Raw genomic sequence first — 12131 nt, 5'->3', positions numbered from 1 at the left:
TATAATTTTTTAAAACAATCTTGTTATAAACTATCTTGAAGTATTAAATGTAGTTAGGTCAAAATAAAGTTTATCGATATATTTAAAATTCCACCAAGCCAAAATAGTATGAGATTAGTAAAACATACCATACTTTCAATAGTAAGTTTAATTATTTTGATAGCGTATTTGTCTTGTAACGAGAAAGGGAAGAATAACGTAGTCGCGAAAAAAGAAAGTGTCATGCAAATCGAGAAAAGTAGTTATGGGACTACCACCAATAATGAAAAAGTAACACAGTTTAAACTGCGAAATATAGAAGGTATTGATGTCACTATTATTACTTACGGAGGTATAATTACAGAAATTATTACTCCCGATTCTGAAGGTAATATGAAAAATGTAACTCTTGGTTTTGACAGCCTTCAGCAATATGAAAAAGAGAACCCTTTTTTCGGAGCTCTTGTTGGTCGTTATGGAAATAGAATTGCAAAAGGAAAATTTAGTTTAGAAGGTGTAGATTATAATTTGGCAATGAATAACGGGGAAAATTCTTTACATGGAGGATTAATGGGCTTTGATAAGGTTGTTTGGAAAGTAGAAGAAGTAAAAGAATCAGATTTGTTTGTCTCTTTAAAATTAAGCTACCTAAGTAAAGATATGGAAGAGGGTTTTCCTGGGAACTTGAAAACAACAGTAACCTATACATTAAACAAAGACAATAGTTTAGATGTTTTGTATGAAGCGACTACAGATAAAACTACAATTGTCAATTTAACGCAACATTCTTATTTTAATTTATCAGGAAATTTCTCTGAATTAATTTTAGATCATGAAGTAGAAATTGATGCAGATAAATTTGTGCCTGTTGACCCAACATTAATACCAATAGGTGATTTGGCTTCTGTAGAAAATTCTCCTTTTGATTTTAGAAAGATGCGATTTATTGGTGATGCAATTAATGCAGATAATGAACAGATTAAACTAGGGGTAGGTTACGATCATTGTTGGGTGCTTAATAGTCAAGAAAAAGGATATCGTTTTGTTGCAAAAGCATATCACGCTGAGTCTAGGCGCTTAATGGAAGTGTTGACCGATCAACCTGGTATGCAATTATATACCGGTAACTTTTTAGACGGAACTTTACCTATGCCAGGTGGTGGTACTTATGCAAAAAGAAGCGGATTATGTTTTGAAACACAACATTATCCTGATTCTCCAAATCAACCGCAATTTCCGAGTACTACATTAGAACCAGGTGAGAAGTATATCACTAAAACAACTTTTAAATTCTCTACGAAATAGGTAGCGCAATTGAAATATGATAATTGCTGTAATTTATAGTACTACGATTATTTTAGTGAGTATTATGAAATACCTAAATGGAGAAAATTTTCTGTTCCTGCCATAATTTCCTTTTGTAAGTTGTAATTTTTACATGGATTCGTTGTGCTAGTAATTTTGGTTATTGAGATAATTAAAACCATGATTACAAGATATATTTATTCATCTAAAAAGAAACATCATGCAAAAACCGAATAAAAGATTAGAAGGGCAAACGTGCATAATCACTGGCTCTAGCGATGGTATCGGCGAAGCCGTTGCAAAAGCGATGGCAATGGAAGGTGCCAATATTGTCGTTAATTACCATAGTAGTAAAGAAGAAGCTGAAGAGGTTGCAGACTGGATCAGTAAGAATTCTGATGCCGGTAAAGCCATTGTAGTTAAATGTGATGTTAGTAAAGAAGATGAGGTTAAAAACATGTTCCAAAAAACGGTATCTGAATTTGGTACTGTAGATGTTTGTGTTGCCAATGCCGGCTTACAGTTAGATCACCCACTTCACGAAATGCCATTGAAAGATTGGCAAAGAGTAATTGATGTGAACCTTACGGGTCAGTTTCTGTGTGCTAAAGAAGCGATTATTGAATTTAAAAGAAGAGGAATGCGACCAGAGGTTTCTAAATCTTTAGGGAAAATAATTCATATGAGTTCTGTTCATGAAGTTATCCCGTGGGCGGGTCATGCAAACTACTCAGCCTCAAAAGGCGGATTGGTCATGTTGATGCAAACCATTTGTCAAGAATATGGTCCAGATAGAATTCGATGTAACTCCATCGCACCAGGTGCCATAAAAACAGATATCAATAAAGATGTGTGGAGTACCCAAGAGGGCAGAGATGGTATGTTGAAATTAATACCCTATAAACAAATAGGAGTGCCAGAAGATATTGGTAGTGTGGCTAGTTGGTTAGCATCAGATGAATCTGAATATATAAATGGTACCACTATTTTTGTAGATGGTGGTATGACGTGTTATCCTGGGTTTACTGCGAATGGGTAAATAAAAACTAAAAAAGCCACCCAATTGGGTGGCTTTTTTTATATCAAAAAGTGAGATGAATTATTTCATCATTGGCTTGTAATCAAATTTTTGTCCGCCAACAGATGCATCTGCCATTAATCCTGCTTTTGGTAAAGCGAAAACGGCAACTCCGTCTCTATATTTAGCATTTACCGCAACTCCAGATTTTAAAGCCACGGCTGAAGCTTCTGCAGAGAATTCAAAATCTCCATCTTTAAACTCAGCTAAATCATCTGCTGTTTCAAAAAATATTACTTCTGTAATCGCTTGTCCACCGGCTTGTAGGCCTACACTTAATTTTTTCAAATCAGCCATACCTACCATAACACCATTTTCGTAAACTACACCATTACCAGATGCACCGCCTATGATGAATCCGCCTTTACCGACATTTGGGAATATTACATACCCAGCAGAATTGGTGAAGAACTGGTCTAAACCAATTTCCATTGTCATTAATTTTTCTTTCGCATTTTCTGAATCTTTAATTATTTTTTTGTCCTTGGTGCTTTGAGCGTTTACCCCAACAGCTAAGAATAATAAGGTTGCGAATGTTATTGATTTTAAAATTTTCATTTGTTCTAGATTTTATAATTAATTATTTTTTCCTACACCAAAGGTAGATTTAAGTAAGGGTATAGATTATCTTAAAACCTATAAATTTTGATTCAAAAAGGTGTTAAATATATGTGAATCAGTTAATTGTAAGTTAAATTTAGAAAATTTGAATTTAAACGATGTCATAACTATTTCATTGAATGGAGATTGTCTTACAAATCGATTTCTTAAAAATTTGTTAATTAATTGTAATAGTTTTATATTCATGAAATATTAAAACTCAAGATGATGGAGAATAACGAGAACTTTTTAGATTCTAAGATGATTGCAAACTTTTTAATAGCTTTTGCATTGATGATTACTGCCATCTATTACTTTAACTATTCTGATGAAATTGAAGGAGAGGTTAATTCTGTTATTGTTAGTTCATTGAAAGATGTAAATAATAGCTTGGCTGAGCAAGATACTGCTCGCAAATAATTGAAATTTCTGACCATAACTATAGGCTGTCAATTCATTGCAATTGGCAGCTTTTTTATTTGTACTATTTAATTCGGTTGTTTCTTACCGATAATGACATTTGCTATTAAAGCTGCTACAATCATCACTATACCCAATAAACTCCATAAAGAGTAAATATCTCCGAACCAAAAAATACCCACCGATATGGTGAATATGACTTCGATATATTTTAGAGGAGCCACCAAATTGGTCTTCGCAATCTGAAAAGCCTTAGTCATAAATACCTGACCGAGAAAGCCGAATATACCTAAGCTTGATAATAATATCCAATCTACACCTACTGGGTTGACCCAATTATTAATACTTAATATTCCGCCAATAACAGTACCTGTGAACATAAAGTAATTAACGATTACCAGAGGGTGATCGCTATTCCCGATTTTTCGAATTAGCACATATACTAATCCGCTGAAAACTGATGCTGCCAATACTAATAGTAAACCAGTGGTATTTATATTATTATCAAACCCTTTTAGGACTAAAACTCCCGCAAAGGCGAATAAAAATAGAAACCATTGAATAGGTTTTAATCTTTCTTTGAGTAAAAAAACAGCAAAAATTGCGGCATAGATAGGGGCAAGGTATCTTAGAGATACAGCGGTGCCCAAGGGTAAATATTTCAACGACATAAAGAATAAACTCATTGCGGTTAAACCTGCAAGAGCTCTAAATATCATAAACTTTCGATTGTTTCCTAAAATAGGAATACCCTTTAGTAAGATGTATGATGTGCCTAGTATTAACGAACCAATTGTTCTAAAGAATACAATTTCGAATGTGGGAAAATGATCTAGATATTTTACGAACGAGTTCATTAAACTAAATGAAAACGTGCTTATAATCATAAATAAAACTGCCTTCTTCATTGTCCAAAATTATCTTTGCAAAGTTACTTGGCAGATTTAGATATCTCTTGATCTATTTGTGATAATTGTGTTTCTATCATAAGTTTTGTCATTCTCTTAATTAAATTGATTTATATGTAGCTGGTCAATTAGATAATGTGAGTTTATAGATGAATTTGAAAATTTAAGAGCCTTGTTTTTAATATCATCATTTTGGTAAAAAAATTATAAAGATCAATATTCTTGTCAAAGATGGGCTTTAGAACTAAACACATAAGTATTTGTTATAAAAGAGAAACAGTAAAGGTCATTTTTAAGAAATCTCTTAACTTGCCATAACAAAATAAATAGGTGAATTTCAGCTCTTTTTTAAGTGACCTGAATCACATTGAGATTGTTTAAAAAAATATAAAAATGAACGAGTTACTTTCCCTGAAAAATAAAAATTATGCCCTCTCTGGTGGCACAGGAACCTTAGGTGGTTCAATTGCTCAATATTTAGTTGAGAATGGTGCGACAGTGCTACTTTTGGGCAGGTCTGAAGATAAATTGAAGAATAAACAAAATGAGTTAAATACACTAGTTCCTAATAGTACATTTATTTTTAAAGTAGATGTTATGGATGAAGCCGAACTGACCAATTTAAGAAACACCATAAAAAAGGAGTTTAACCATTTAGACGGACTAGTAAATTTAGCGGGTGGTAATATACCTGGTGCTACTGTGCAACCAGATCAGACGGTTAGAGATATCGCTATGGACGATACTAGAAAAGTAGTCGATATAAATTTATTCGGTACCGTTATACCTACAGTTATTTTAAGTGAGTTAATGGTAGAGCAGGGGTATGGTTCTATTGTGAATATTTCTTCTATGGCTGCTAAACAAACAATTTCTAGAGTACTTGGGTATTCAATGGCTAAAAGTGCTGTTGATATTTTTACCAAATGGATGGCAAATGAACTGGCTTCTAAACATGGTGATAAAATAAGGGTGAATGCTGTTGCACCTGGATTCTTTATTGGTAATCAGAATAAACGTTTATTGACTAACGAAGATGGGTCTTTTACAGAGAGAGGTAACAGTATTATTAAGAATACTCCAATGGGTCGTTTTGGCGATGCTTCTGAGCTTAATGGTATGGTGCATTATCTTTTAAGCGATGCTTCAAGTTTTGTTACTGGAAGTATTTTTGATGTCGATGGCGGATTCACTTCATTTTCTGGAGTATAATTGATATTTCTATTTATCCATATTACACCTATTAAAAACTCTAAGTTGCTCTTATATACCAGGCTTTTTATACTATCAATCGTTGGTTACATTTTATGCTCTTGCGAGAGTACATCTAATCAATCGATACATTTATTAGATGAGTATACCATAGAAGCCGGATTTAATTTAGAGCTAATTGCAGCTGAACCGTTATTAAAAGCCCCTGTTGCTATCGATTTTGATGCAAAAGGTAGAATTTGGGTAGCACAGATGCCCGGTTATATGGATGATTTACAAGGCTCAGGTGAAGAAGATCCTTCAGGTAGTATCGTCATTCTTGAAGATTTGGATAATGATGGTATCGCAGACCATTCAAAAATTTTTATAGATAGCTTGGTCATGCCAAGAGCACTGGCTCATGTCTATGGCGGATTGTTATATGCTGAGCCTCCTTATTTATGGTTTGTAGATATTGAAGATGATAAGCCAGTGAACAAGGTTATGGTAGATTCTATTTATGCGGTAGATGGTAATCCTGAACATCAACCTAACGGATTAGAATTAAATATTGATAATTGGATCTACAATGCCAAATCGAATTTTAGATATAGAAGAGTAGCGGGAGTTTGGAAAAAAGAGCCAACTACTTTTAGGGGGCAATGGGGAATTACCCATGATAATTTTGGGAGGCTATATTACAATGATAATTCTAGAATTTTATTGGGAGATTATGCCCTACCAAATACGCTAATCGATAATAGATATTTTACACCTAAATCTAGCGTAGATAAATTATTGACTATTGATCAAAGGGTTTACCCTGCATTTGCCGGGTCGGTAAATAGAGGGTATGCAAAAGGAGTTTTGAATGCAGATAGTATTTTGGTTAATGCGACCGCTGCCTGTAGTCCTTTAGTATATCGTGGTGGTGAATTTACCCAATCCTACGATGAAAATGTTTTTGTCTGCATACCTGAAGGAAATTTAATTAAGCGTACACTTTTGACTTTTACCGGTGATTCTACCATCGCTAAACAAGCTTGGCAAGATAAAGAGTTTATAACCGCTACCGACGAAGGTTTTAGACCTGTAAGCTTAAAAAATGGTCCAGAAGGTAGTATGTATGTGGTAGACATGCATAGAGGTATGATTGGTCATCATGCGTATATGAGTCCGTACCTTAGAGATAAGGCAAAAGCGAAGGAATTAGATACAATCGTAAATTTTGGTAGGATTTTAAAAGTGTCTCATGAAGATGCAAAAGTTGAGGTTATGCCAGATTTTGATGCCTTAAGCGGTAGTGAATTGGTTTTGTTACTAAAGAATGATAATGGGTGGATTCGTGATCGTGCCCAACACTTTTTAGTTTTCAAAGAGCTTAAGAATACGATTGAAGAGGTAAAAGAAGTTGCACTCCATACAGATAATCAATGGAGTCAAATTCATGCTTTATATGTGTTGGAAGGTTGGAATGAATTGTCATTTGATTTTTTAACCAATGTAATTATTAATAGCAATGATAATGTTGCGGCTCATGCTCTTGTGCTTTTAAAAAGATTTGCATCCGAAGAAAATATAGAAAAAGCAGCATCGATTTTCAAAACTGTTTTGGAGCGTGATACTATTGGTTTAGATCTTTATCTAGGTAATTTGTTAGGTAGCTATATTAAGATTGATGAAGAACGATTTTTACCTTTTATGATAGAAATTTTAAATAGAAGAGAAAACAATATTACCATTATAGAAGCAGTAATTTCTGGATTGAGCGCCGTTGATTCAGATATTTATGCCAATACACTTGTAATGGATAGTCTAAAGCATACCCCTTTTGTAAATAAGCTGGCAAGAACAATTTCAGATAAAAAAGCAGGAAACATGAATGCTATTTTTACAAGAAAAGTTACCCATGAAGATACACGTACTAGCGGAGCTAAAATGTTCTTTCAGATCTGTGCTTCATGCCACGGTGCAAACGGAAAAGGAATAGAAGGTCTTGCCCCACCGTTAATGAGCTCTGAACACGTGAAAAATACAGAACGTTTGGCATTGATTATTTTACATGGTATCGAAGGTCCCGTTCATGTTAATGGCGAAGAGTACAATATAAATTTGGCAATGCCCGGGCTCATAAGAAATGAAACTATAAGCGATACCGACATTGCCAATATTATATCATATGTAACGAATGCTTTTTCAGATGAGCCGAAAAGGCTAAGTACAAAACGAATACAAGAACTGAGAAGTATAAAGTCTTTAACAGGTATGGAATTCACAGAAAAAGAACTTCAAGCACTTGATAATTAATTACATACTTTTTCTAATTCCCATTTCTAGTCCTCTTAATTCAGCTAAACCCCTAAGTCTACCAATACCCGAGTAGCCAGGATTGGTTTTCTTTCTAAGATCATCTAACATTTTATGTCCGTGGTCTGGGCGTAATGGCATTCTTGTATTTTTTCTACCAGCTAATTTTCTTTTTTCTTGCTCAGCTATCAATGCTTTCATAACAGAAAACATGTCAACGTTGCCTTCTAAATGATTTGCTTCGTGAAAATTTCCTTCGGCATCACGTTGGGTGCTACGTAGGTGAATAAAATGAATACGGTCACCTAAACGCTCTATCATTCCGGGTAAGTCATTATCTGGTCTTACACCAAAAGATCCCGTACAGAATGTTAATCCGTTGTTAGGGCTGTTAACAGCATTATACAAATCAACTATATCTTGCTCAGTACTTACCACACGTGGTAAGCCTAAAATCGGGAACGGTGGGTCATCTGGGTGTATACACATACGTATACCAGCCTTTTCCGCTACGGGTATAATTTCAGATAAAAACGCAAATAAATGTGCTTTTAATTCTTTTGCCCCAATTGCATCATAGGTTGCTAAAATAGCATTAAACTCTTCTAACGAATAGCCTTCTTCAGCACCTGGTAATCCAGCTATAATATTGTTTATTAACTTCGTTTTACCTTCTTCGGAAAGATTATCATGGTACGTTTTAGCGGCAAATTTTTGAGATGCTGAATAGGTTTCTTCGGCACCCGGTCTTTTTAAAAGGAATAACTCAAACGCTGCGAAAGCAGCAGCTTCAAAACGAAGGGCTGTAGAGCCATCTTCAACTTCGTAATCTAAATTTGTTCTGGTCCAATCTAGCACAGGCATAAAGTTATAACAGACTGTGTCTATACCGCATTCACCTAAGTTGGTTAGTGTCTGCTTATAATTCTCGTAGTACTTTTTATAATCGCCTTTCTGCGTCTTAATTTGTTCGTGAATAGGTACGCTTTCTACGACAGACCAAGTTAAGCCTGCTGCTTCAATAATATTTTTGCGTTCCATAATATCGGTTACAGACCATACGACACCATTGGGTATGCTGTGTAATGCACTTACGACGCCTGTAGCACCTGCTTGTCTAATATCTGATAATGATACGGGGTCATTCGGACCGTACCAACGCCATGTTTTTTCCATTAATTTAAATTTTTCTTAGATGTGTTTTGGAATTAAATATCTTTAATTTCCCACCCTGGTTCATATGATCTTGACCATAACTTCATCGCTTCTCTATTAAATATGCGACCCGTAGTTTCATCAATTTCAAAAGAGTCATCTATTCTAGATGCAATATTAGCATAATGGGTTAACATTTGGCTAATAGCACCCTCGTCAATTGGTGAAGTTAATTCAGCTTTTCCTCTAATAGCATCAAAAAAGTTACAAGTATGTAATGTAGACATATCGCCGCCACCGCCGAGTGCAGTGCCAGCTTCTTTACCAGATGATAAGTTTTCTTTGATTAAGCCTCCTTTTTGATCAAATAATTTATAACCGCCACGATCTATGTAAGCTGTACCCTCAGATCCCGATACTATCGTACCTCTGCCATACTTATTACCATATTTATGATAGCCTGTTCTACTATTACCATCCCATTTTATGGTTTTATTACCGGCAAATTTAAAAGTAGCTTCCATGGTATCATACATTTCCCAACCATCATCTTTGTAATGATATTTTCCTGCGTCGACAGATACATGTTCAGGATAGGTGACACCTAAAGCCCAACGTGCTATATCAAGCTCATGAGTTGCATTGTTTCCCATTTCTGCAGTTCCATAATCCCATCCATACCAATGCCAGTTATAATCCCAAGTGTTATCAGTATACGCTCTTCGTGGAGCCGGACCTTGAAAAAGATCCCAATCTAGACCTTCTGGTGGGTTGGTTTTTGTTTGGTGCGGCACACGACCTCTTCCACTTATGTAAAATGCAGTTGCTTTATACACATCGCCAATAATACCATTGTGAATTTCTTTAATAATTTCTTGTGATTCTAATGCTGAGCGTTGTTGATTACCCATTTGAACTACCTTGTTGAATTTCTTTTGATAGGCAACTACCAATTCGCCCTCACGAGGATTATGGCTACATGGTTTTTCTAAATACACATGCTTGCCAGCTTGCATTGCCATACATGAACCTGGTGCATGCCAATGATCTGGGGTAGCCATGAAAATGGCATCTACCTCTTTATCATCTAAAATTTTACGTATGTCATTCTCTAATTTTGGCTTGTTACTTAATCTGTCACTAACTTCAGTCAAAGCTTTATCACGTTGACTTTTCATAACATCGCATAGATAGGTAAGCTCTACATTGTTTTTCTTATGCGCTATAGCGGGTATATATGCCGGATATCTTCTCCCTAAACCTTGAATGGCTACATGAATTCTGTCATTAGCACCGATTATTTTAGAATAACTTTTAGCCGTCATTGCATTTGCACTAGTACTAGCGATTGTAGCACCAACGGCACCAAGGGCAGTTTTTTTAATAAAATTTCTTCTGTTTGAACTCATGGTAGTTATTCTTTAGTGTTGTTGATAGAACGAATTTTTACATTTTTGAAGGACACAAGATCGCCGTGGTCTTGAAGTAAAATTTGACCTTTTTCGAGTTCTCCGAAATTTGGCCATTTCGCATATTTACTTTCAGCTACTAGCTTTTTGTATGCATCGCTCTTTCTTTCGTATTCAAGAACTTTTGTGCCGTTTAACCAATGCTCAACGTGATTGTTTTTAGAAATAATGTGCGCAGTGTTCCACTCTCCAATTAGTTGTGTTGGTTTATTGATATCTGCCTGTATTAAATCATACAAAGAACTAACGGTTCTACTGCCTTCATGGTTGCCCAGTTTTGCATCGGGGTGAAGGTTGTCGTCTAAAATTTGATATTCTAAACCAATTGAAGAGCCTTCGCCTTTGTTAATATTGGTGTCCACATAATATTTAATACCGCTATTGGCACCTGGTGTTAATTTGAAGTCAACTTTTAATTCAAAATCTCCATACAATTCTTCAGTAACAATATCGCCACCAGCAGTAGATTCTGCACCGCCAGAAGCTAATACACTTAAAACGCCGTCTTCAATTACCCAACCTTTATCTGGAAACTGGTCTAACTTGGCACCTTTCCATCCATTAGTTGTTTTTCCATCCCAAAGTAATTTCCATTCATCTTTCTTTTCATCGATGGTTAATTGATTTTTGGTTTTGATAGGGGTTAAAGGAGAGGTTCTTGAATATTCAGAAACATTATCTGTTACTATTTTTACATTTTTCCAAATAATATCGGTTCCAGCTTTTTGGTCTTTGTGTATACTGTGCACCTGTAAACTAATAAATCCCTTAGCGGTTTTGTCATCTATAAGGTATGCTGCAGGTACATCATTAACCCATGTTTTTAAAGTGTCGCCAATAGCTTCGATTCGGTAATGATTCCACTCATTTTGTTTAAAAGCTTTTTGTGCAGCAGGGTTATCTGTCAGTGGGTTTAACCATCCTCGTCTGCCCTCATCATATATTCCGCCACTCCATGCTCTTTCAGTAGGGTCTATTTCAACTTGATAGCCATGCACTCTGCCATTCTGATAATTAGGGCTGCTGTTACTTCGAATTTGAATACCTGAATTCATGGTAGAATCAACCTTGTAATCCAATTCTAAAATAAAATCATCATATAATTTTTCGGTAGATAGAAATGTGTTCGGTGTACCGTGAGTGGTAGTGCCTATTATTGTACCATCTTTTATAGTGTAAGTGGCCTCGCCGCCGAGCTTTTGCCAACCATTTAAAGTTTCGCCGTCAAAAAGGTCTACCCATGGCGTGTCATCTTTTGAATTTTCTTTACAGCTCGCAAAAATCAAAAGAATTAGTATAGCAATTGTGTTTGCTGTTGTTCGCATCTTGTTCATTTTAAATTTAGATATGGTTTGATTGTTTTATTCAGATTTAATGTCGCTTGTAATTCATTTTAATACGATATATGTAATGTGTAATCGATAACTTCTGTGAATATCTTGAATTTTTGTTTAAAATATTGAAAATTTGATAACCTAAAAATATATTATTTTTTGTAGTTGAGTCCTTTTTTCGATGTATTAACAAGATGTTAACAGTTGTGGTTTTTCGTTTTGTTTTTATATAATTTTTTTGGATTAAAAAGTTATATAAAAATCATACATGGCATCTTTTTAATCATATCTATCGCCTGTACGATTATGAATTATATAGTTTTAATCACAACAAATTTTACAGCTCGTTAAGAGCGCTAAATTCAAACATAACTTACAGAACTTA

The 12131-nt window shown here is 35.0% G+C and carries 10 protein-coding genes; 5 read left to right on the top strand and 5 right to left on the bottom strand.

Annotated features, from left to right (window positions below; translation table 11 throughout):
- The first annotated feature begins 108 nt into the window (after positions 1-108).
- On the top strand, positions 109-1284 hold the full coding sequence (locus ACJJVT_RS11605; protein WP_405398833.1) for an aldose epimerase family protein: 1176 nt from the start codon (positions 109-111) through the stop codon (positions 1282-1284).
- A 220-nt stretch (positions 1285-1504) separates the two neighbouring features.
- Positions 1505-2323 carry an SDR family oxidoreductase gene (locus ACJJVT_RS11600; protein WP_405398831.1) on the top strand — a complete coding sequence of 273 codons (819 nt, stop codon included), beginning with the start codon at positions 1505-1507 and terminating at the stop codon, positions 2321-2323.
- Positions 2324-2383: 60 nt separating this feature from the next.
- Here the strand turns inward: ACJJVT_RS11600 and ACJJVT_RS11595 are convergent, their stop codons facing one another.
- Positions 2384-2920: a YSC84-related protein gene (locus ACJJVT_RS11595; RefSeq protein WP_405398830.1), complete on the bottom strand. Its 537-nt coding sequence runs from the start codon at positions 2918-2920 to the stop codon at positions 2384-2386.
- Positions 2921-3187: 267 nt separating this feature from the next.
- Here ACJJVT_RS11595 and ACJJVT_RS11590 point away from each other — a divergent pair, with 267 nt between their 5' ends.
- Positions 3188-3382 carry a hypothetical protein gene (locus ACJJVT_RS11590; RefSeq protein ID WP_405398829.1) on the top strand — a complete coding sequence of 65 codons (195 nt, stop codon included), beginning with the start codon at positions 3188-3190 and terminating at the stop codon, positions 3380-3382.
- Positions 3383-3450: 68 nt separating this feature from the next.
- On the opposite strand, the gene ACJJVT_RS11585 is transcribed toward ACJJVT_RS11590, so the two are convergent.
- Positions 3451-4290, bottom strand: coding sequence for a DMT family transporter (locus ACJJVT_RS11585; protein WP_405398828.1), 840 nt, complete (start codon positions 4288-4290; stop codon positions 3451-3453).
- A 393-nt stretch (positions 4291-4683) separates the two neighbouring features.
- On the opposite strand from ACJJVT_RS11585, the gene ACJJVT_RS11580 reads away from it, so the two are divergent.
- The gene (locus tag ACJJVT_RS11580) at positions 4684-5502 is read left to right on the top strand and encodes an SDR family oxidoreductase (protein ID WP_405398827.1); all 819 of its coding nucleotides are present in this window, start codon (positions 4684-4686) and stop codon (positions 5500-5502) included.
- A 45-nt stretch (positions 5503-5547) separates the two neighbouring features.
- Positions 5548-7788, top strand: coding sequence for a c-type cytochrome (locus ACJJVT_RS11575; RefSeq protein ID WP_405398826.1), 2241 nt, complete (start codon positions 5548-5550; stop codon positions 7786-7788).
- Here the strand turns inward: ACJJVT_RS11575 and uxuA are convergent, their stop codons facing one another.
- From uxuA to ACJJVT_RS11560, 3 genes are read right to left on the bottom strand one after another with little or no spacing between them, the layout of a single operon-like run.
- Positions 7789-8964, bottom strand: a complete 1176-nt coding sequence (uxuA, locus tag ACJJVT_RS11570) for a mannonate dehydratase (RefSeq protein ID WP_405398825.1) — start codon at positions 8962-8964, stop codon at positions 7789-7791.
- Positions 8965-8996: 32 nt separating this feature from the next.
- Positions 8997-10352 (bottom strand): Gfo/Idh/MocA family protein, encoded by a 1356-nt coding sequence (locus ACJJVT_RS11565; protein ID WP_405398823.1) that lies wholly within the window; start codon positions 10350-10352, stop codon positions 8997-8999.
- A 5-nt stretch (positions 10353-10357) separates the two neighbouring features.
- Entirely contained in the window at positions 10358-11737 is a 1380-nt protein-coding gene (locus ACJJVT_RS11560; protein ID WP_405398821.1) for a DUF1080 domain-containing protein, read from the bottom strand.
- Between the last annotated feature and the right edge of the window lie 394 nt (positions 11738-12131).

Origin of the sequence: Maribacter sp. Asnod2-G09, assembly GCF_045063795.1 — a bacterium.
Classification (GTDB): domain Bacteria; phylum Bacteroidota; class Bacteroidia; order Flavobacteriales; family Flavobacteriaceae; genus Maribacter.
The sequence above is the reverse complement of the archived record's forward strand: the minus strand, read 5'-3'. Positions and strand labels throughout refer to the sequence as shown.